The 20,828-nt window shown below is 61.6% G+C and carries 20 protein-coding genes and 3 pseudogenes; 5 read left to right on the forward strand and 18 right to left on the reverse strand.

The window, feature by feature from the left end:
- Positions 1 to 17: 17 nt before the first annotated feature.
- The 3 genes from SMCB_RS03035 to modA are packed head-to-tail and all read right to left on the reverse strand — an operon-like array spanning position 18 to position 2,176.
- Positions 18 to 689 (reverse strand): ABC transporter ATP-binding protein, encoded by a 672-nt coding sequence (locus SMCB_RS03035; protein ID WP_045534976.1) that lies wholly within the window; start codon positions 687 to 689, stop codon positions 18 to 20.
- A gap of 8 nt (positions 690 to 697) precedes the next feature.
- Positions 698 to 1,384 (reverse strand): molybdate ABC transporter permease subunit, encoded by a 687-nt coding sequence (gene modB, locus SMCB_RS03040; protein WP_042921661.1) that lies wholly within the window; start codon positions 1,382 to 1,384, stop codon positions 698 to 700.
- A gap of 27 nt (positions 1,385 to 1,411) precedes the next feature.
- On the reverse strand, positions 1,412 to 2,176 hold the full coding sequence (modA, locus tag SMCB_RS03045; RefSeq protein WP_045534981.1) for a molybdate ABC transporter substrate-binding protein: 765 nt from the start codon (positions 2,174 to 2,176) through the stop codon (positions 1,412 to 1,414).
- 355 nt (positions 2,177 to 2,531) lie between these two features.
- Between modA and SMCB_RS03050 the strand changes: the two genes are divergently transcribed.
- Entirely contained in the window at positions 2,532 to 2,981 is a 450-nt protein-coding gene (locus tag SMCB_RS03050; protein WP_052468389.1) for a hypothetical protein, read from the forward strand.
- Between the two features lie 290 nt (positions 2,982 to 3,271).
- Positions 3,272 to 4,833 (forward strand): IS3 family transposase gene (locus SMCB_RS03060; RefSeq protein ID WP_144400224.1). Its coding sequence is split into 2 segments (ribosomal slippage): positions 3,272 to 3,710 and positions 3,710 to 4,833, totalling 1,563 coding nucleotides; the frame shifts between segments, so codons are not numbered across the junction.
- Here the strand turns inward: SMCB_RS03060 and SMCB_RS12660 are convergent.
- Positions 4,811 to 5,008 (reverse strand): hypothetical protein, encoded by a 198-nt coding sequence (locus SMCB_RS12660; protein WP_144400255.1) that lies wholly within the window; start codon positions 5,006 to 5,008, stop codon positions 4,811 to 4,813. The two genes, SMCB_RS03060 and SMCB_RS12660, sit on opposite strands and share 23 nt — an antisense overlap.
- A 241-nt stretch (positions 5,009 to 5,249) precedes the next feature.
- Between SMCB_RS12660 and SMCB_RS03065 the strand changes: the two are divergent.
- Positions 5,250 to 6,011 (forward strand): annotated as a pseudogene (locus SMCB_RS03065) (IS5 family transposase).
- A gap of 184 nt (positions 6,012 to 6,195) precedes the next feature.
- Positions 6,196 to 7,080 carry an alpha/beta fold hydrolase gene (locus tag SMCB_RS03070; RefSeq protein ID WP_052468390.1) on the forward strand — a complete coding sequence of 295 codons (885 nt, stop codon included), beginning with the start codon at positions 6,196 to 6,198 and terminating at the stop codon, positions 7,078 to 7,080.
- Here SMCB_RS03070 and SMCB_RS03075 read toward each other — a convergent pair.
- Entirely contained in the window at positions 7,064 to 7,348 is a 285-nt protein-coding gene (locus SMCB_RS03075) for a CIA30 family protein (RefSeq protein ID WP_052468391.1), read from the reverse strand. The two genes, SMCB_RS03070 and SMCB_RS03075, sit on opposite strands and share 17 nt — an antisense overlap.
- Before the next feature lie 34 nt (positions 7,349 to 7,382).
- Here SMCB_RS03075 and SMCB_RS12385 point away from each other — a divergent pair.
- A pseudogene (locus SMCB_RS12385) lies at positions 7,383 to 7,496 on the forward strand (integrase core domain-containing protein); the annotation flags it as partial.
- A 233-nt stretch (positions 7,497 to 7,729) separates the two neighbouring features.
- Here the strand turns inward: SMCB_RS12385 and SMCB_RS03080 are convergent.
- The 13 genes and pseudogenes from SMCB_RS03080 to SMCB_RS03135 all read right to left on the reverse strand — a co-directional run bounded on the left by SMCB_RS03080 (position 7,730) and on the right by SMCB_RS03135 (position 19,379).
- The gene (locus SMCB_RS03080) at positions 7,730 to 8,071 is read right to left on the reverse strand and encodes a type II toxin-antitoxin system RelE/ParE family toxin (protein WP_042920601.1); all 342 of its coding nucleotides are present in this window, start codon (positions 8,069 to 8,071) and stop codon (positions 7,730 to 7,732) included.
- A complete protein-coding gene (locus SMCB_RS03085; RefSeq protein WP_042920599.1) occupies positions 8,071 to 8,346 on the reverse strand; it encodes a type II toxin-antitoxin system Phd/YefM family antitoxin in 276 nt (91 codons plus the stop codon). The genes SMCB_RS03080 and SMCB_RS03085 overlap by 1 nt, the downstream gene beginning before the upstream one ends.
- Before the next feature lie 82 nt (positions 8,347 to 8,428).
- Positions 8,429 to 8,707, reverse strand: a complete 279-nt coding sequence (locus SMCB_RS03090) for a ribbon-helix-helix domain-containing protein (RefSeq protein WP_045534983.1) — start codon at positions 8,705 to 8,707, stop codon at positions 8,429 to 8,431.
- Between the two features lie 159 nt (positions 8,708 to 8,866).
- Positions 8,867 to 9,424: a hypothetical protein gene (locus SMCB_RS03095; RefSeq protein WP_171820275.1), complete on the reverse strand. Its 558-nt coding sequence runs from the start codon at positions 9,422 to 9,424 to the stop codon at positions 8,867 to 8,869.
- Positions 9,425 to 9,429: 5 nt separating this feature from the next.
- Entirely contained in the window at positions 9,430 to 10,011 is a 582-nt protein-coding gene (rhuM, locus tag SMCB_RS13375) for a RhuM family protein (protein ID WP_197539322.1), read from the reverse strand.
- On the reverse strand, positions 9,921 to 10,490 hold the full coding sequence (locus SMCB_RS13380; RefSeq protein WP_197539312.1) for a virulence RhuM family protein: 570 nt from the start codon (positions 10,488 to 10,490) through the stop codon (positions 9,921 to 9,923). Before SMCB_RS13380 ends, rhuM begins: the two co-directional genes overlap by 91 nt.
- Positions 10,491 to 10,557: 67 nt before the next feature.
- A complete protein-coding gene (locus tag SMCB_RS03105; RefSeq protein WP_045534985.1) occupies positions 10,558 to 13,578 on the reverse strand; it encodes a type I restriction endonuclease subunit R in 3,021 nt (1,006 codons plus the stop codon).
- A 52-nt stretch (positions 13,579 to 13,630) separates the two neighbouring features.
- On the reverse strand, positions 13,631 to 14,764 hold the full coding sequence (locus tag SMCB_RS03110; protein WP_045534986.1) for a Fic family protein: 1,134 nt from the start codon (positions 14,762 to 14,764) through the stop codon (positions 13,631 to 13,633).
- Positions 14,761 to 15,960, reverse strand: coding sequence for a restriction endonuclease subunit S (locus SMCB_RS03115; protein ID WP_045534988.1), 1,200 nt, complete (start codon positions 15,958 to 15,960; stop codon positions 14,761 to 14,763). The genes SMCB_RS03110 and SMCB_RS03115 overlap by 4 nt, the downstream gene beginning before the upstream one ends.
- Positions 15,957 to 18,086: a type I restriction-modification system subunit M gene (locus SMCB_RS03120; protein WP_045534990.1), complete on the reverse strand. Its 2,130-nt coding sequence runs from the start codon at positions 18,084 to 18,086 to the stop codon at positions 15,957 to 15,959. The genes SMCB_RS03115 and SMCB_RS03120 overlap by 4 nt, the downstream gene beginning before the upstream one ends.
- A gap of 163 nt (positions 18,087 to 18,249) precedes the next feature.
- A pseudogene (locus SMCB_RS03125) lies at positions 18,250 to 18,513 on the reverse strand (Fic family protein); the annotation flags it as partial.
- Positions 18,514 to 18,537: 24 nt separating this feature from the next.
- Complete coding sequence (locus SMCB_RS03130) at positions 18,538 to 19,101, reverse strand: GNAT family N-acetyltransferase (RefSeq protein ID WP_231851236.1); 564 nt, start codon at positions 19,099 to 19,101, stop codon at positions 18,538 to 18,540.
- Entirely contained in the window at positions 19,086 to 19,379 is a 294-nt protein-coding gene (locus SMCB_RS03135) for a type II toxin-antitoxin system TacA family antitoxin (protein ID WP_171820276.1), read from the reverse strand. The genes SMCB_RS03130 and SMCB_RS03135 overlap by 16 nt, the downstream gene beginning before the upstream one ends.
- Positions 19,380 to 20,828: the final 1,449 nt, after the last annotated feature.

A 20,828-nucleotide genomic window follows, 5' to 3' on the forward strand; every position in this document is an offset into this window, starting at 1 on the left:
GCGTGGTTTGCGCGGGCTCATGGAGCGCGGCCCGACCGGCCCTCGTGCAGGTGCAGCACCTCGTCGCCAAACAAGGCCACGTCTTGCGGGTCGTGGGTGATGAGCACCATCGGCACTTGCAGGCGCCGCTGCAGCGCGTCGAGTTCGGCGCGCATGGTCTGGCGCAGGTCGGCGTCGAGCGCGGCAAAGGGCTCGTCGAGCAACAAGGCGCGCGGCTCGGCCACCAGCGCGCGCGCCAAGGCGGTGCGCTGGCGCTGCCCGCCCGAGAGCTCGTGCGGGTACTGGTGCGCCAGGGCCCCGAGTTCAAAGGCCTCGATCCAATACTCCACCGCCGGGTGGCGCGCACGGCGGCGCGGGTTCAGCCAGCCACGGGCGAGCGCAAAAGCGATGTTTTGGCGCACCGTCAGGTGCGCAAACAAGGCGTAATCCTGAAACACATAAGCCAGCCGGCGCGCCTGCGGCGGCAGAAAAACGCCGCTGGCCGCGTCGTACAGGGTCTGGCCGTCGATGCGCACATGGCCCGACTGCGGGCGCACCAAGCCGGCTATCGCCTTCAGGGTCTGGCTCTTGCCCGAGCCCGAGGGCCCGGCAATCACCACGCGCTGCGCCTGCGACTTGAGCTGCACGTCGAGCGTGAACACGCGCGTGCCCGATTGCAGCCGGTTGCGCAGATGAAAGTCGAGCAGCATGGCGGGCTCTAGTTCTGGTGGTGCGCCACGCGCCCCGGCATCAGGCGCGTGGCCGAGAGCAGCACCGCAATGCAGACGATGGAAGTGATCGCGGCCAGCACGTTGGCCATGTCGTCTTGCCCGGCCTGCACGGCCTCATAGACCGCGATCGACAGCGTCTGGGTCTGGCCCGGAATGTTGCCGGCGATCATCAGCGTGGCGCCAAACTCCCCCAGCGCGCGCGCAAAAGCCAGCAGCAGCCCGGCCATGATACCGCGCCAAGCCAGCGGCAGCGTGACGCGCAAAAACAGCGCCCATTCCGACACACCCAGCACACGCGCGGCCTGCTCGTACTGGCCCTCAACCGCCTCAAACGCGGCCCGGGCCGGCTTGAATACCAGCGGAAAGGTCACGATCGCCGCCGCCAGCACCGCGCCCTGCCAAGTAAAAATCAGGTTGATGCCAAAGTGTTGATACAGCCACGCACCTATCGGGCCGCGGCTGCCCACCAGCACCAGCAGGTAGTAGCCCAGCACCGTCGGTGGCAGCACCATCGGCAGCGTGCACAGGGTGTCGAGCAGCTCGCGCCCGACAAAGCGCTTGCGCGCCAGCAGCCAGCCCAGCGCCACGCCCAGCACCAGCGTGATCGCCGTGGCCCACAGCGCCACCTTGAGCGACAGGCGCAACACGATCCAGACGTCGGCTAGCGCATCCATGAGCTTGGTGTGGGCGCTGCAGAGCGCTCAGGGTTGCAGAAAGCCGTGGCGCTGCAAAATCGCTTGGCCCGAGGGCGCGAGCACAAAGGCGATGAAACGCTGCGCTGCCGCCGCGTTGGCCGAGTTGGCGCTGCGCACCGTGGGCGCAATCGGGTAGGTGATGGGCGTGGTGGTGGGCACCTGGAACGCCACCCGCACCCGATCCGGCATGAGCGCGGCGTCGGTGGCATAGACAAAGGCGGCCTCGACCTCGCCGCGCGACACGTAGTTGAGCGATTGGCGCACATTCAGGGTAAAAATTGCCTTGCCCGACAGCGCCGGCCACAGCCCAGCGGCCTCGAGCGCGCGCTGGGTGTAGCGCCCCACCGGTACGCTGTCCGGGTTGCCGATGGCCACCCGGCGCACGGCGGCTTGGGTCAAGTCGGGCAGGGTGCTCAGGTTCAGGCCGCTGTCGGCCGGCACCGCCAGCACCAGCAGGTTGCGTGTGAAATCGCGCCGCTGCTCGGCCACGATCAGGCCGCGCTGCTGTGCCAGATCCATGGTGAACTCGTCGGCGCTGGCAAACACATCCACCGGCGCGCCGCGGTCGATCTGCTGCAACAGCGCCCCCGAAGCGCCAAAGTTGAACACCACCCGCACATCCGGCTGCTGCGCCATGAAGGCGCGGCCGATGTCGTTGAAAGCGTTGGTCAGGCTGGCAGCCGCCGAGACCGTGATCTGCCCGGCGTGCGCGCCGGCGCTGGCGGCCAAAATGCTCACAATACAAAACAGACGACAGAGGAGGGCGCGCATGGGGACTCGCTTTCGTCGGGGTGGGGCCAGCGGTGGGGATTTCGGGGGAGGGGCTTTTGCAGGTTGGGTCCTGCAAAGCAGGGCGAGAAGGTCGGCCTGCTTTGCTCGCAGCGCAATATACCACGGTACATAACGCTTTTCGCATGCCATCTGCGCTACCGCATCAGCAAGCCGCGTGTAGGCCAGCAGGGCAGACGGGTTAATCGGGTATAAAAGGGTTCAGAACAGCTTGCGGGCTGTGAAGCTGTTTGAATCTCAATTTACTGGGGGCCTGAATCCGTGACTTCCCCCCTAAAACCCCCAAACCCCCTGTTCCCACCAACAACCATGCCCCCAGCAGGTGCAAGCGTCTCAAATGGCTGACCCAGTCGAGTTCGTTGTCAAGAAGCTGCCCTACGACCTGAGCAGCCACGGTGGCTTGGCCTTGGTGGGGCGCTTGTTCAAGCGCATCAACCTGCCGGCCATGGTCGATCCCAAGTATCCATTGCGCTCTGGTATTGCCAACAGCGACATCCTCAAGTGCTACGTCGCCATGCTCACCTTGGGCAAGAACGACTTCGAAGCCGTCGAAGCCTTTCGCAAGCAGCGCTTTGCCCACCAAGCCTTGGGCCTGCGTGCTGTGCCCTCCAGCGCCACCTTGCGCCAGCGCTTTGACGCCATGGGCTGCGAATGGAGCGAACTGGCCGACTCGATCAACCGCGCCATCAAACGGAAGCAATCATGCGAGTTCGGTTGCTGGCCGCAATCATGCCCCAGGCAATGCAGGCGATCCACGCGGGGAAAAAAGCATCAAGGCCAAACCTAGCGTAAAAATCGACAGTATAAAAACCATAATATAAACGGCGGTCATGACGACCCCCCATGTCAGAATACTTGTCGCCTCGATAGAACCCGGCTGTTCCTGACTTCAAAGTCATGAACCTTGGTGGTAGGAGGCTGTGGAGCTTGTGGTCGAAGGTCGGTGCGGTGGGCAACGCGTCAGCGTTGTCCACGGCCAGCCGACCGGTGCGCGCAGCGCATCGTCCACAAATCCACAGCCTGCACTGGCGCCGGGTGGCACAGCACACACTCGGGGGCGAGTGAAGAGAGAACGAAGTGGCTCGATACGGACAAGCATTCAAAAACCGCGTGGTAGCCCGGCTGCTGCCACCAGAGAGCGCCCCACTGGCGGCGCTGGCACAAGAGTTTGGCGTGAGCGCCGACACCCTAGAGCGCTGGCGCAGCGCCGCTTTGGCCCAGCCCGCGCAGCAGCGCAGTTGGACGGCGGCGGCGCGCCTCGAAGCGGTGATCAGCACAGCGGCGCTGGACGAGGCAGCGCGCAGCGCCTGGTGCCGCCAGCACGGCCTGTACCCGCACGATCTGGCGCAGTGGCACAGCAGCGCTGCGCAGGCCCTGGCCAGCCCCGAGGAGGCCCGCGCCAGCCCGCAGCAGACCAAGGAAGACCGGCGGCGCATCAAAGAGCTCGAACGCGAGCTGCGCCGCAAGGACAAGGCCCTGGCCGAGACGGCAGCGCTGCTGGTGCTGTCAAAAAAAGTCGAGGCGATCTTCCACAAGGGCGCGGCCGAATGATCGGCCTCGAAGATCGCCGCAGTTTGGCCCAAGACATCCAAGCGGCTCACGCAGCCGGTGCACGGCTGCACAAGGCCTGCGAGGTTGCCGGCATTGACGTGCGCACCCTGCAGCGCTGGCGCGCCGGTGCGGGCTTGCAACGCGGCGACGGCCGCCCACAGGCCGTGCGGCCTACGCCCGGGCATGCCTTGAGCCCCGTCGAGCGTGAGCAGATCCTGCGTGTGGCCAACCAGCCGCGCTTTGCCGACATGCCCCCGGCGCGCATTGTGCCGGCCTTGGCCGACGAGGGCGTGTATCTGGCCAGCGAATCCAGCTTTCAGCGCGTGCTGCGCGCGCATGGTCAGACGCAGCACCGCGGGCGCGCCAAGGCGCCGCGCGCCAGCCGCGCGCCAACCACCCACGTGGCCACGGCGCCGCGCCAACTGTGGTGCTGGGACATGAGCTACCTGCCGGCGCAGGTCACTGGGCGTTGGTTCTATCTGTACCTGATTCTGGACGTCTACAGCCGCAAGATCGTGGGCTTTGAAGTCCATGAGCGCGACGACTCCGTGCACGCCACGCAGTTGGTCAAGCGCACGGCGCTGGCCGAGGGCATCCACGCCTTGGACAACAAGCCCGTGCTGCACGGCGACAACGGCGCCACGCTCAAGGCCACCACCGTGCTGGCGATGCTGCACTGGCTGGGCGTCAAGCCCTCGTACTCGCGGCCCCGCGTCAGCGACGACAACGCCTTTGTGGAGAGCCTGTTTCGCACGGCCAAGTACAGGCCGCAGTATCCTGAAAAAGGGTTTGCCGACTTGCAGGCTGCGCGCCAGTGGGCGAGCGATTTCGTGCATTGGTACAACCATGAGCACCGCCACAGTGGCATCCGCTACGTCACGCCGGCGCAGCGCCATGCCGGACTGGACCAAGAGATTCTGCAAGCACGCCACGCCCTCTACGCCCAAGCCCGCGAAGACAACCCGCGGCGCTGGTCTGGCCCCACGCGCGACTGGTCACTCATCAAAACCGTCACCCTCAACCCTGAACGAACGGAGGTGCAAAACGCTGCCCTGACGCGCAGCATTACGCAGCCAATGGCTGCTTGAGGACGCGACAAGTTGCTTGACATGTACCGACGATGCCGCCCACTACGGTCGAGTAAAACATGCCCAAAGGCCCGAGAAGCAGCGTCAAAAAGAACGCTGCCAAAAGAGATTTTTCTTGCACGTTGACGATTTTAATGGTCGTGGTGGGCGTGGCGCCGTTATCGTTGACAGTCATGGGGGGTTTCACCAGAAAAGTTAAGTGGATTGATGTGTTGGTTAGACAGACGAGAGTTTCGGGGGGGTTAAGGGGTGACCTACAGGTGGAATAAGCAAATCGCCAATCGCTGCCGCGCCACACCACGGAGAAATTATTGCACAAGTAAGCCGTCAAACAAGCCGTTGAAAAACTCCCCCACACCCGCCCCAGATTTGCTATCATATGCATCACGGCATCTTGCAGATATAAGAGATTTGCAATGAGAGGTGTGCAGAGCTTTCAAGGAGTCATGTTCAGCTACATCAGCCTTGAAGACCGGGTATCGCCCCAGCACCCCTTGCGCAAGCTGCGCGCGCTGGTCGATGCCTTGCTCGCCAGTATGAGCGCCGAGTTCGAAGCCGTGTATGCGCGCAAAGGCCGCCCTTCGGTACCGCCCGAGATGCTCTTGAAAGCCCTGCTGCGACTTCAAAGGCCAAGAGCGTACCAACGACACCCATGCCAGCCGCACCGATGCCGATGCGCGCCTGTACAAGAAAGCCATGGGCGACAAGTCGCGGCTGTGCCACATGGGCCACATCCTGATGGACAACCGCAACGGCTTGGTGGTGGACGTCGAGATCACCCATGCCAACGGCACGGCAGAGCACCAAGCGGCGCTCAAGATGCTGGGGCGCCAAAGGCGCCGTGGGCGCAAGCAAACCGTGGGCGCCGACAAAAACTACGACTGCAAGGCCTTCGTGCAGGGCTGCCGCAAGCTGGGCATTACGCCCCATGTGCGGCCAAGAAGCAGCACTCGGCCATCGATGGGCGCACCAAGCGGCATGCGGGCTACCAAACCAGTCTGAAGGTGCGCAAGCGCATCGAAGAGGCCTTTGGCTGGATCAAGACCGTAGGCGGACTGGCCAAGACCAAGCTCAAGGTTCAGGCCAAGCTGACTGGGCAGGCGCTGATGTGCTTTGCGGCCTACAACTTGGTGCGCATGGGCTCCATGGGTGGCTGGTGGGATGCGCATCATGCGTGATTCTGGGCCGAGGTGCGTCCAAAATGGGCGCATTGGCATGAAACGGGCCGCGAAAGGGGTTGCAAAGGCTGGAAAATGCGCTCTGCGGCGGCTCGAGAGCAACGCGGCAGGGGGCGGGCGGCTTTGGTTTGCACTTTTCAACGGCCTGCTAGACTCTGTAGCCACCCACCCATGGTAAGGCCTCTTGGAAACGTTCATCCGCCAATCTGAAGGCCTGACACTGTGGGCCGAGACCTTTGGTGTTCCCAGCCACCCTGCCGTTTTGCTGGTGATGGGCGCCACGGGTCAAGGGGTTTTCTGGCCCGAGCGTTTTTGCATACAGCTTGCGCAGAGCGGCCACTTCGTCATCCGGTACGACCACCGCGACACCGGTCGGTCTTCCGCGGTCAGCGCGCTGCATCCCTACACCTTGAACGCGCTCACCAGCGATGCGGTGGCGGTGCTGGACGGCTTGAACGTGGCGAAGGCCGCCGTGGTGGGTTTGTCCATGGGTGGGTTCATCGGCCAACTGATGGCGACCCAACATCCGCAGCGTGTCGAACGCCTCGTGCTGATGTCCACCACTGCGGACCACCGCCCCTGCGTCGCCGCTTCCTTGGGGATTCCCACAACAAAGCTGCTGCGCCTGCCACCACCCACCTCGGCGTTTCAGGATTACATCAAGAAGGCTCGGCGACATCGCCCCAAAAGCGCAGACGACTTGTACGCCAGCGCCTACGATGCCTTGGCCGCGACCTACGCCGGGCCCAAGGGTTGCCCGACAGCCGAGGTCAAAGCCGCCATCCGTCTGGCATCTAGCCGAACGGACAACCTCATGGCTGCATTCAAGCACGGTTTGGCGGTGTCTGCTTCAAAGAACCGGCTCAAGCTCGTCAGGGATATACGGGTTCCGACGTTAGTCATTCATGGGCGCTTCGACCCCCTGTTTCCGCTGGAACATGGGCAGTACCTGGCCGAGAACATCCCCGGTGCCCAGATGTTGGTCCTGAACATGGGGCACTCGTTCATGTGGTCTTGGGACGACGAGGTCGGAGCAGCGGTGGAGGGCTTTCTCAGGTTGCCGCACTGAGAACCTTGATGTCCAAGCTGAAAGGCCCTTCCTGCGCATCGCCCAAGCGCAGGCAAGGGTTTCGAACCGAGGCAAAGCCGCCACCGTTCTCCATCGAGACGGTTCCTGCAAAGACCGCATACCCATCCGCATGAAAGCTCAGGCGGCTTTGCGACACACCGCCCATGATGCGGTCGTCAATCGGGGCCCAAGCCTCGACAGCATCGGCTGAGCTGAAATCCACACAGAGGAGGCGCTCGTTTGTTTTTTTATCGCTGCACACGGTCATAGACCCCGATTTTGACAAAGGAAACCCCCGTGAATCGTTGTCACAGGCCCGGGAGTGCATTGTGCGCTGGCGGCAGGACTACAACGAGGTCAGGCCACACAGCAGCCCGGGGCGTATCCCGCCAGCACGATTCGTCCAACAGCACCGCCAGCCGCTGGCGGTGCTGCTGACCAACCTCAAAGACAAAAAATCGATTAATCTTCCACCCCCAGGACTTCTCCGAAACAATGGTACGGTCAATGGGGGCAGGTCAGGTTGGGTAGTAACGTTTAAGAGCCCATACGCTGGCATTGCAGGTTCGATGCCCGACCGCTGGCGGACGGTTATCGCCCGAAAAACCGGCTGTCTGGATTGGGTAGCACGCGTGCTGGTTGCTGCGGGTTAAGCGCCCAGCAGGCGGCGCGCAAGCACGGATGGCATGTCACGGCGGCCGTCGGCAATGAGGTAAACGATGACCTGGCTGCCTGTGACACGGTAGATCACGCGATACGGCTTGAAAAAGGTCTGGCGATACTCTTTGCTGCCCAGATTTACCAGCTCCCTCGGATAGCTGCCGCGTTCGGGGAATCTCGACAGGCTCTCCACGACCTGCATCAGTTCATCCAGCACATGGTTGGCGTTGGCGACGCAGTCGAACTCGGCGATGTAGTCATGGATGGCCTCCAAGTCCTGCTCTGCACCCTCGGTGAGCAGGACTTCGAACTTGGCCGGTGCGCCTGCCATCAGACTGGGGCGCGTTTGGCACGCAGGCGGGCAACGACATCGGCCACCGGCCTGACCTTGCCAGCGGCTACATCCTGATTGCCCAGCGCTAGGATTTTCAGCAAGGCCAGCGTTTCTTGTGTCTCCTCGAACGAGGCCACGTCTTGCAAGACCGCTTTGGCTTCGCCGTTTTGCGTGATGACCAGCGGTTCACGCTGCTGCGCGAGCCGCGTCAGAACCTCGGCGGCGTTGGCTTTAAGGTAGCTGATGGGCTTGACTTGTGATGAGTAGCGCATGGCCGTGCTCCAGACTTAATAAAGACCGAATATAGTCTTTTTATAGTCTCGTGGCAAGAGGATGTGGAAACGGCCTTCGGGATCATTCGCCTTCGTTTTTCGGGCGCATCAGAAGTTCGTCGAGCGCCGCCATGTCGGCCTTGAAGTTGCCGCTGGACGCAAAGATGCGACCTGCCGCCAAGTCTCGGTAACCGGCGAGGATGGCGTCCTGCACAAACTGGCCGTCACGCCGTTCCATGTCGCGGCGGATCAGGTCGCGCACGTATTCGCTGGGTGTTTCGTAAAGACCCGCCTCGCCGACCATTCGATGCACGAATTCAGCCAAGGGTCGCGACAGGCGAGCGTTGATGCGTTCGGACATGGGAGCCTATCGGAGCGATCAGATGGGCGCATTGTCGCGTAGGTGGCGGTTTCTGTCGCAACTATTGCGCACACAGCAGACTTCTTGCTGCGGGTCAAGCGACCAGCAGGCGGCACGCAAGCGCGGATGGCTCAAGATGAGCCCGCCTGTGGCGCTGTTTCATGCGTCAGCCGCCAACCCGGCCTCCGACCAAAAATGGTCGAAATCATCGCCCACGCCCCAACCGACGTTCTGCCCCAGCAGGCGCACCCGATCCAGCCGCGCAAGGAATGCCGTTTGTTGCGCCTTTGGCAAGGCCAGCACGTATTTCAGCGCCTGTTCGAACATTCGCACCAGCGAGTCAAAAAAGCCTGCGTCGTCCATGCCGCAACCGGCCAGAAAATCGAACACTTCCTCGCAGTAGAACACCGAGAGTTCGGCCAAGCCCTCGGGCTGGCCCAGCGCCTTTTTGTAGTCGCTGATCGCCTTCTTGGCCTTGCTGACCGAGATTGGATGGCGATAGTCCGGTGGGTTGATCCAGCAGATGATCGCATCCTTGTAGGGCTCCAGCGGATCAGCGCCCAAACCAAAGCGGGTGTGCAGAAAAGCCTTGTTGTCCTTGCTGGCGGCGTACAGGTCTTGCACCAGCCCCAGCAGGCCGGCACGGTCGAAGTCGGCCAACTTGGTTTTGACGTCGCTCCAGCTGGGAGTGGCTTTGGTGGGTTTTTTCGTCGCCATGGGCTTCAGTCCTCGTCGTGATGGGGTGCACTCTGCTTGAGCAGGCGGTCGAAGTCGCTCTCGAACAACCGGTCCTGCACGCTGCGGTACTTTTCAAATTCGCTTTCAGCGTGGGCCTTGGCGATTTCCGCCGTGATTTTGCCTGCGTCTTGCAACACCTCGCGGTCGGTGGCCTCGATGAAGCGGTTCAGGCGAGTCTCCCAATCCTGCATCGTCATCGGGATCTTGCGTTGCGCCATGTCCTCAGCCACGTCCAGATAGGCGTTGACCAGGCGCGAGAGTTGCGCCAGCTCGTGCTCGGTGAGGTAATTTTTGGCTACCCCCACATCGAAATTCTGGATCTTGCCTTGAGGCGCATCCTTCCAAGTGGTCAGCCCCATGTGGGGCTGGGCAGCATCGGCGCGGTGGTAGATGAGTTCAGCCGCCGTCTGGCCGTGGATGGCCCAGTGCAGTTTGTTTTGCACGGTGGCAAAGAAGCGCTTGGTGGCCTGCGCCGTCAAGTCGTAGTCGATCGCCGTGGCGTAGATGTCGGTGATTTTTTGGTAGAACTTGCGTTCCGAGAGGCGAATTTCGCGGATGCGCTGCAGCTGCTCTTCGAAGTACTCTGATCGGTGAGGACGGAGCCGCCGGCCTTGATGCGCTCATCGTCCATCACGTAGGCCTTGATGGTGAACTGCTCGATGATGCCCGTGGCCCACTTGCGAAACTGCACCGCACGCTCGGAGTTCACCTTGTAGCCCACCGCGATGATGGCGGGTAGCTTGTAATGCTGGGTGTTGTAGGTTTTGCCGTCGGCGGCAGTTATCCGGAATTTCCGGATAACTGCATCTTCCTGCAACTCGCTGTCGGCAAAGATTGTTTTCAGGTGCCCGTTGACCGTGCGCACGTTGACATCGTAGAGCAGGGCCATCATTTTCTGTGTCAGCCAGATGCTTTCATCGGCATGGACAGCCTCTACGCCACCTTGGCCGCTGGTGGCGACGAAGGTCAAGTACTCGGCCGCCGAAGAGCGGACGATGGAGACTTCGCGCTTAGTGGGCACCTGCCGCTGATTTCTGTTGGTCATTTTTCCAAATCTGTTGTTTTGTCATGCATTTTTTATGCATCCCAGATGAGCGTATAGACTCCAAGCGTTATCCCTTGTTTGCCGCAGAGAGCCGGTCGTAAACTTGGCTGCCAAGCCATTTCGAGACCAACTCCTGCATCTCCGGTTTGCCCATGTAATTGGTAAACAGCCCCTCGTTCAACTCCATCCGCTCGATGAACAGCGATTCCAGCACCTGCCGGAACACCAACTGGAACTTGTCGCGGGAGTTGACCCCAGCCGCCCTCTGCAGAGCTTCGCTCTGGCTGGCCGCCTCGGCGATCTGATCAAAGAACAGCTGATCCGCTTCGTTGAGTTCGCCGCCGAAACGTTCGTTGATGAGGTCGATCAGGCGCGACAACGAAACGTGCTCCTCGCGCACCATGCCCGACCCCACTTCGCGCTGGCCGTCTAGCGGCTTGGCATACCCGTCGTTTAGGCTGATCGAGCCTTCACTGATCTTTTGCAACCGGTAGTAGTCGAGCTCGACCTCCTCGTCGAACTGGTAGCCCGGCCCGTGCCGGCGCTTGGGCAGCTTCAACGCGAGGTGGCGCAGGTACGAGTACAGTTTCTCCAAGTCACTGTCCTGATAAGGGATCACTTGGCTCAGAAAGCTGTACAGATTGAGGAAGGCCTGCAGTTTGCCGCGCCACAGCTCGGCATCCTCCTCAGCCGTGTTCTGCAATTGCACGAAACGCGCAACGGCTTGGTCCAGAATCGCGTTCATCGTCTTGTGGTCACTGGGGCTCTGGCGGCGCTTGGGCGCGAAAAACACACGCGCGAAGTCGGCGACCTCGGTCTGCAGGTAGATGCCCGAAGCGTCGATCGCGGCTTTGACCTCGTAGAGCTTATCGGGATCGACCTGCTCGCCCATGACCGAGCCTTCGTAGTACTGGCGGAAGGCCTCTAGGATCTCGGCCGGATCATTGACGAAGTCCAGTACGAAGGTGTCGTCCTTGAGCGGGTGGGTGCGATTCAGGCGCGAGAGCGTCTGCACGGCCTGAATGCCCGCCAGACGCTTGTCCACGTACAGGGTGTGCAGCAGTGGCTGGTCGAAGCCGGTCTGGTATTTCTCGGCCACCAGCAGCACGCGGAATTCTGGTTTGGCCAAGGTGTCGGGCAATTCCTTTTCCTTGATGCCACCATTCATCTCGACCTCGGTGTACGACTTCTCCGGGATCTTGTCGTCTTCCACCGTGCCCGAGAACGCCGCCAGGCTCTTGATCGGGTAGCCCTTGTCTTGGATGAAGCGGTCGAACTCCTGCTTGTAGCGCACAGCCTCCAGCCGCGAGCCGGTGACCACCATCGCCTTGGCGTGACCGCCGATCTTGTGCCGAGTGAAGTGCTGGAAATGCTCGACAATTACCTCGGTCTTCTGGCCGATATTGTGCGGGTGCAGCCGCATGAAACGGGCCAGCGCCTTGGCCGCCTTCTTGCGTTCGACGTTGGGGTCGTCCTCGGCCTTCTTGATCAGCTTGTAGTAGGTCTTGTAAGTGACGTAGCTCTTCAGCACGTCCTCGATAAAGCCTTCCTCGATGGCTTGGCGCATGGTGTAGCGGTGGAAGGGTGCGCCGTTGCGGCCGAAGATCGCCAGCGTCTTGTGCTTGGGCGTTGCGGTGAAAGCGAAGAAGCTCATGTTCGGCTGATGGCCACGCTTGGCCATGGACCGGAACAGACGCTCCAGCTCAATTTCGCCTTCCTCCTCGGCCATCTCCTGTGCTTTGCGACGCAACTGCGCGCCGCCCAGCACTCCCTTGAGCTCGGTCGCCGTCTCGCCCGACTGCGAGCTGTGCGCCTCGTCGATGATCACGGCGTACTTGCGCGCTGGCAGATGACTCTTGCCGCCTTCGCCGCGCTCCTCGCTCAGTTTTGCCAGTTGCCCGGAGACAAACGGAAACTTCTGCAGCGTGGTGATGATGATTGGGACGCCAGCCTCCAACGCCTCGGCGAGCTGGCGCGAATCCTCCTCGATCTTTTGCACCACGCCTTGGCGGTGGTCGAACTGGTAGATGGTGTTTTGCAACTGGCGGTCGAGCACCACGCGGTCGGTGATGACCACCACGCTGTCGAACAACCGCTCGTCGCGTTCGTTGTGCAGGCTGGACAGGCGATGCGCCAACCAAGCGATGGTGTTGCTCTTGCCGCTTCCGGCCGAGTGTTCGACGAGATAGTTATGACCCACGCCCTCGCTGGCCGCAGCCGCCACCATCTGGCGCACTGCCTGCAACTGGTGGTGGCGCGGAAAGATTAGGGTCTCCTTGCGCAGCTTCTTGCCGTCGTCTGCGGTCTTCTCTTGCACATCGAGATGCAGAAAGCGGGCGAGCAGGTCGAGCAGGCTGTCGCGCTCCAGCACCTCTTTCCACACGTAGGCGGTCTTGTAGTTGCGTCCCTCGCGGTCGGGCGGGTTGCCGGCGCCGCCGTCCATGCCGCGGTTGAAGGGCAGGAAATAGGTGGATGAACCGGCCAAGCGCGTGGCCATGTGCGCCTCTTCGGTGTCCACCGCGAAGTGCACCAGCGCCCGCTTGGTAAACACGAAGATCGGTTCACGCGGGTCGCGGTCGTGGCGGTACTGGTGGATGGCGTTGGCGGCGGTCTGGCCGCTGAGCGGGTTCTTGAGTTCCAGCGTCACCACGGGGATGCCATTGACCGACAGCACCACGTCCAGCGATTTTTCCGACCTAGGGCTGTAGTGCAACTGGCGCGTCAGCCCCAGCCGGTTGGCCTGATAGCGGGCTTCCAGTTCAGGGTTCAAGCCGTGGGCGGGACGAAAGAAAGCGATCCGCAGCGTTTTGCCGAAACACTTGAAGCCATGGCGTAGGGTGGCCAGCGCCCCATGGGTGTCCAGCCATTTGCACAGCGATTCCAGCACGCGGGCACCGGTCTGCTCGCCATGCAGCGCCTCCAGCTTTTCCCATACCTTGCCTTGGGTGGCGCGGATGAAGGCCAGTGCCTCGTCGGGGAAGATCGCGCGCTCGCGGTCGAAACCCTTGCCCTCGACCCGCGCGTAGCCCCCGCCCAGCAAGACCGCCTCGATGGCGGTTTCGAACGCGGCTTCGCTGGTGGTCTTCATCGCTCGTTTCCTTTATCAGCGCGGGGTCTTGGTTAAATTTTAAGCCCGAACTTTAACTTGTGAACAGCTTAAGGTAACGCTCGAAGGCATACACCCGGCCTCGCTGCTGGCCGGTAATCTCCACCAGGACGTGCCGCTCGATCAGTGCCTTGATCAGCGTATTGGCCGTGGGAGTGGACACGCCCAGCGCCCGCTCCAAGTCGGCTGCGGCCACGATGGGGCGCCGGTACAGCAGGTTCAGCGCATCCCGGGCCATGGCCGCGCGGCGGCCCATGTCCAGCGCCGCGTGCTCCACTTCGGTGCGCAGCAACAAAATCTGCCTAAAGGTGTCGCGCCCCTTGACCGCGGTCTGCGTCACCCCATTGAGGAAAAACTGCACCCAGTGAATCAGGTCGTTGCTGGTGCGCACCCGCATCAGCGCGTCGTAATAGCTGGCCCGGTTGCGCTCGAAAAAATCCGATAGGTACAGCGACGGCTTGGCTAGCAGCCCGTGGCTGATGAGGTAGAGCGGAATCATCAGGCGCCCGATGCGGCCATTGCCGTCCAGAAAGGGGTGAATGGTCTCGAACTGGTAGTGGCTGATCGCGACGCGCACCAGGTGCGGCACCACCACCGCCTCGTTGTGCCAGAACTTCTCTAGGTCTCCCATCAGTTCGGGCACCGCCTCGTGATGCGGCGGCACGAAGGCCGCGTCGGTCAGCCCGGAGCCGCCGATCCAGTTCTGGCTGGTGCGAAACTCGCCCGGCAGCTTGTGCTCGCCCCGCACCCCGCGCATCAGCGTCGCGTGCGTCTGCTTAAGCAGCCGGTTCGACAGGGGCAGGCGCTGCAATTCGTCGATGGCCAAGTTGACGGCGTCGATGTAGTTGCGCACCTCGCGCCAGTCGTTGCGCTTTTCGGGGCGAATCTGGTCCTCGGGCATCAAGGCCTCGTCGATGGCGGTTTGCGTGCCCTCAATCTTGCTGGAGGTCTGCGCCTCCTTGACCACGTGCATTTCGATAAACAGATCGATGTCGGGAACGATCAGCGAAAACGCGTTCAGCTCCCCCAGCGCCCGGGTGGCCTGCTCCAGCAAGGCGTTGATCGTGGCGTTTTCCCAAGTCCATTCGTGGTTGACCGGCACCGGCTCGAAGCTCTTGTACTGGTAGCGCGGCTGCCAGCGGCCGGCCTTGAAGGTTTCGAACTTCATGCGCGCATCTCCTCCTGCGGGATCTGGCCGGTGACGGCGGCGGTGATGAGGGCGGAGCGGCGTTCAGTCAGCAGATCAAGGGAGCGCTGGATCTCCGCGCGAAGAGGCTTCGAAACAGCGAGCGATTGCCTTATGCGGGTGCAAATATCGATTTGCTCACTACTTGGCGGCACAGGAATCTTCATGTTCGCCAGTTGCTCACAGGTAATGGCCCCCTTGGTGCTGCCCGCCCCATCGCTGTCACTGCGAAGAAATGCGTAGGCATGTCCCAGCGAATAACACAAGTATTCAGTGTCGAGCTTTTGCGAGCGTGGCTTGATGAACGCAACATGCTGGTTGATGGTGGCTTCGATTCCCAACACCGCCGCCATCCCTCGTGTCTTACCTTGGCCAGTGATCCCGACGAGCACAGCGGGCGGTTGAATCTTTGGCAGGTGACATTCGCGCAGCGCTGTCTCTGTCACAAAGCGAGTTGCGTTAGTGACCGGTGACACGTTGACAACCGAGCTGTTCAGCCAAGGGTAGCCCTCGTCGTGCCAATAGTCAGCGTTCTCGACAGAAGGAGTTGAGCCATTGCCGACGACCGCCAAGTACTTGATGGGCTGAATCTCCCAATGCGCCGGAATCTCGCCCAGCCAATGCTGGCCTGAGGGTTTGAGCGGGGCGTTGGGATCGAGGCCACGGGTGACGACGCGGCTGATGAGGGCGGCGCGCTTTTCTTCCAGCAGCGTTAGCATGCGTTTCTTCTCGGCGATCAGCCCGTCGATGCGGGCGGTTTCGCGGTCAAGATAGTTGGCGACGGTTACTTGGTTGGCAAGAGAAGGAAGGCAAATGCGCTCTTCATACACGGACTCCCGGTTTAGCCCAGGAACCGCCGCTTCTTGAGACCCCTCGTCCAAGCCCAGCGTCTGGAGACTCCAAAACAGCCACCGCAGATTTTCAGCGGTGAGACGTTCGTCAACGAAAAAGGTTGTATCTGAAGCGAAGCAACCGTCTGGTGCCCAGTTCACCTTTCCATATGAGCCCTTGCGCCCTAAGACGATGGCGGGAATATCGGTGTTTCTCGCACTCGTGGTCGCGTACTGGCCATTCGAACCAAAGACGGCCACACCACCGGCGAACTCTTCATCTTTTGGCAAAGCATCACCGTACCCGAGCCGGCATATGAATTTCACTCGAACAGAGGTGCAGCTCACTCCGTCACCTCCCGCAGCAGCTCAAGAATCCGCTGCTCCACCTCGGCCAGCTCCGCATCGATCTCGTGCAGCGGTCGCGGCGGCTGGTACTGGAAGAACACGCGGTTGAAGTTGATCTCGTAGCCCACCTTGCCGATGCCGCCGTCCTGCTCGTCCAGTGTCTCGCGGTCGATCCAGGCATCGGGCACGTAGGGGCGCACCTCGCGCAGCACGTAGCTGACGATGTCTGCTTTCAGCGGGATGTTCTCGGCATCCTTGAGCGCTGGGTCTGGCTCGTACTCGACGTGTTTGCCCCTGCCGTCGGCGTTCAGGCCCAGCAGGGCATGAAGCCCTTCCTTAGTGATGTCGGCGGGCAGGGTCTGGGCGGGGAACAGGGCGGCGCGGTCCAACGGCTCGATCTTGTGGTGTTTGGCGATCACCGGCGCGGCCTCGGGGTCCACCACGGTGAAGCAGTCGCGCAAAATCCTCTTCTGTGCGCTGCCCTTGGCGCCCTTGGCCCAGCCCTGGACGCCGTCCGGCAGATGTTGGAACACCTTTTGCACCGTGGTCCATGCCCGGTTCCAGTCCAGCAGCGGCTCGGTGCCGAGTGCGTCCTGCACGGCCTGCAAGGCATCGTACAGATCGGGGCAGGTGTTGAGGAAGCGCTCGCGCGCTTCGTCGGTGATCTGGAAGCGCAGCCGCAACGGGCGCAGTACGGTGACGCGGCGGTAGCCGAAATCGGTGTTGTCGAAGACGCGGCTGGTCTGGCTGTGTTCCAGCGCGCCGTGTTCGCGGGTGACGGCGTCGAGCGCAACCTGGTCGAGGTAGCGGCGCTTGTCGCCTAGGCTGCGTTTCATCGGCGTGTAGCGCTCGCGGGCGTCGATGAGCTGGATCTTGCCCTTGCGGTGTGTGGCCTTGCGGTTGGTGACCACCCAGACGAAGGTGCCAATGCCGGTGTTGTAGAACATCTGCTCGGGCAGGGCGACGATGGCCTCGAGCTGGTCGCGTTCGATGATCCAGCGGCGGATCTCGCTCTCACCGCTGCCGGCGCCGCCGGTGAACAGGGGCGAGCCGTTGAAGACGATGGCGGTGCGCGAGCCGGGCTTGTCGCGGTTGCTAGTCTGGTAGTCTTGGAACTTGCTCACCATGTAGAGCAGGAACAGCAGGGCGCCGTCGTTGATGCGCGGCAGCTTGCCGCTGTAGCCGCGGAAGTTGGGCCAGCGGTCGATGACCTTTTTCTCCGCCTTCCAGTCCACGCCAAAGGGCGGGTTGGCCAGCAGATAGTCGAAGCGCTGGTCCGGAAACGGGTCGTCGATGAGGGTGTTGCCCAGCACCACCTGGCCATCCTTGTGGCCTTTGATCAAAAGGTCAGATGCAGCCACGGCGTAGGAGCGCGGGTTGTAGTCCTGCCCGAAGACCTTGACCGTGGCCTGTTCGTTGTGCGCACGAATCCAGTTTTGCGCCTCGGCCAGCATGCCGCCGGTGCCGCAGGCGGGGTCACAGATGGTGACGATGACGCCGGCCTGCGTGAGCACGCTGGTGTCGGGCTCCAGCAGCAGGTTGACCATGAGCTGGATGACTTCGCGCGGCGTGAAGTGATCGCCCGCCGTTTCGTTGGCGGCTTCGTTGAAGCGCCGGATCAGGTCTTCGAACACCAGACCCATGGTGATGTTGTCAACCTTGTGTGGGTGCAGGTCGATCTCGGCGAACTGCGCCACCACATGGTAGAGGCGGTTGGACTCTTCGAGCTTCTCGATTTCCTTGTCGAACTCGAAGCGCTCGAAGATCTTGCGGATGTTCTCGGAAAAGCCGGCGATGTAGTCGGCCAGATGGCGGCCGATGTGGTCGGGGTCGCCCTTGAGCTTGGCAAAGTCGAGCTGGCTGTGGTTGTGAAAGCCCAGCGGGGTGCCGTCCTCATCCTTGGCTAGGTTGTTGAGGATGGCGTCGATGTTCGGGATGTTCTTGGCCTTGAGCTCGTCGTAGCGCCTGAGCACAGCTTCTTTGCTCGGCGCCAACACGGCATCGAAGCGGCGCAGCACCGTGAGCGGCAGCATCACGCGCTCGTACTGCGGCTGGCGATACGGCCCGCGCAGCAAATCGGCGACGGACCAGATGAAGTTGGCAAGTTGTTGGAAGTTGGCGCTCACGTGTGCGTCCTGTAAGTCGAGCGGTCTGCTTGCGCTGCTATCGCCCACGGCGCGCCGCTGGTGGTCGATAGAACCTTTTGATTCATTGGGCCGGTGCCGGCGGATCGCCCACCCTCTATCGTCCGGCTATCGCCGGTACGGCGCAGGTTGTCCGATAGCGTCTTCATGGCATCGGCCCTGTTTGTTCCCATTTGGCCGCTCGGCCTTTGCCGGTTGGCGTGATCAGCCCTTCGGCTTTCATGGCACGCAAGACGACGCGCACCATGTCGCGGCTGATGCCCGGGCAGGCCTCTTCGGTTTCGGAGATCGAGAACGGCAGGTTTCTCTTGAGGATTTCGGCGCGCACCCGGTCGCCCTTGGCGCCGCACCCACGCTCGATGGCGCCGACACGTTCTTCGAATTCCTTGTAAGCCCTAGTAATCATACCCACAATTGAGGGTAAAGGGGTGCGTCATTGCCCCGATAAATCTGTTTGGCAGCGCTTGACTTCCAACTCGTTCAGGGCCATCAAGACCCTCCTCGCATCCTTGAGCAGCAGCAAGAGTTGCTGCTCGCGCAGCGGGGAGGCGATGAAGCCGAACCGGGTGTAGAAACGCGCCGCTTCTTCATCGATGGGGTGGGTCAGCATGGCCCGAATGCCAGCGTGCTCGGCAATCAGCAGCGTGCGGCGAATCGCATCCTGTAGCAGACTAAAGCCGATGCCTCGCCCCTGATCCGCTACCGAGACAGCGAGCCGCGCCAAGATTACCACTGGCAACGGATACTGTCCCATTCCCTTGCGGATGCGCTCCGGCGCCTCCAGCGTGTCGACTTGCCCCACGGTCAGGCTGAAGTAGCCTGCGACGCGGCCATCGTCCTCAGTCACGACGAAGGTCTTGGCCGAGCCGCTGCCTTGCGCTTGGCGGGCGTGACGCAACAGCCAGTCGTTCAACGCGGGTTTGCCGCAATCAAAACCTTCCAGCCAATGCGGCGCGGCCAGTGGCTCCGGTGCACGCAACCTCACTTCGCATCCCAAGGCGCCTTGCGGGCAAACAACTCGCGCAGCCCCTCGTTGTCCTGTTCGGGGCGCTCCAGCAGATCCAGCAAGGCCTGATACTGGCTGCCCGAAACCATGAACAAGCGCTGATCAAGCAGCGTCTGTTCTGCGGCCAAACAGGCGCTGTCGAGGATGAAGTCGGTCAACGACTTGTGGGCCACCTCGGCGGCACGGCGCAGCACCACCTCTTGTTCTGGGGTGGCGCGCAGCCCAAGTCGGGCAGAGCGGGCGGAAGGAGGCGATGCAAGGGCAATCATGGTGGCACCGATTTCGTGGTTTCGATTGCTGTGATGTTAGTACAAGTGACGCACATCGTCAAGTTGAGGTGTTGACTGGTGGCCTTGGTTGACAACGAACCGGCACGCGTAAGTTGTTGATTTATAAATGCCTCCATCTGCTCCTACCCGCAGGCCAAACGGAGAATAGAGACAGACTGGGAGCCTAAAACGCTTAAAACAGGGCGTTGCGGCCGGTCGCCACCCGCAGCACTTTGGCCCACTTCCTTGGGGGAACAGGCAAAAGACAAGAGCCCGGAGATTGTCCGGGCCCTGGTGTGTGGTGGCGGAAGGTTGACGCCCGGAAAACCGGCTACCTGGATTAGATAGCACTCCTGCGGGGTGCTGCGGGCTTGCGGGTGTTTCTCCATAAATCACCCCGCACTATTACCTTGATGCGTCCACAGCCAGTATCACCCGAGGGGTATCCGCCGGTGGTGCTGTTTGCCGCCGCAGGTTTACAACTACAAACCAGAATTAACTAGGTCACGCAGCAGCGCCGACCCAATCACGATGCGATCCTCTGTATCCACGCCGTTCGCTTGGGGAATTGCGCAGACACCGTTGGAAACCAAATGCTTGCTAGCCACATGGTCAAAAGCCTGACGTTGATCCGACTGGGTGGGTAAGTTGCTCAGGCCCCATCCGCCTTCCATGCAACGAATCTGTAACCCGCTACGGCGCAGCTTCAAGTGACGTTCTTCAGTTTGATCGCCAGGGAAACAGCGCGGCCAGCCTTCGTTGTTGATATGCCCTGGTGCAATGCCTGCTTCTTGCATCAGCGCCAATAGGTATGCATCGTGGTGGAAGCTGCGGCCGTCACAAGAATCACTCTTTGGAATGCAAATAGCATAGCCTGCGCCATCAGCAATCACATAGTTGCCAGCAAATTCTAGCTGCGTACTGCGCATGGCTGCGTACTTGGCTAGGTAGTATCGCCAGTCTTTAGGGGTGCTGGGGCTGTTGGTGAATTGTTCGACCACGGTTTTCACTGAATTCCCGCTGGCCATGTCGTCTAGCAAGGCCATCAGTGCAACGGAGCTTGGGTGGGGGTGCTCGTTGTTTCGAGCGCGCAAATGGTCTTCCCACAGGCCGGTTTGACGTGGCTTGGTAGCCCCAAGATAGGTGAATCGATAACCGTTGCGCTTCCTGTAGATGCGTCCTTCATGACCCTTGGCCAACAACGCAGCGCCAACTTCCTGGGTGGGACCGTCAAACAGGGTGAAAAATTGCGCCGCACGCTGAATAAAGATGGCGGAGTCTTGCGTGGGCGTGAGGTCGAAGACTGTCAGGCCGCCGCGCAGCAGCTCATGGTCCTCCAAGTGATTCAGCACATCCAGCAGGGACGGGTGCTGGGCCACCAAAGCGCGCTTGGCCTGCTCATTTCGTACCTGCACCTTGTTGAAGGTCTTGACATCTGCCAGAGGCCCG

Origin of the sequence: Serpentinimonas maccroryi (assembly GCF_000828915.1) — a bacterium.
GTDB classification, from domain to species: Bacteria; Pseudomonadota; Gammaproteobacteria; order Burkholderiales; family Burkholderiaceae_C; genus Serpentinimonas; species Serpentinimonas maccroryi.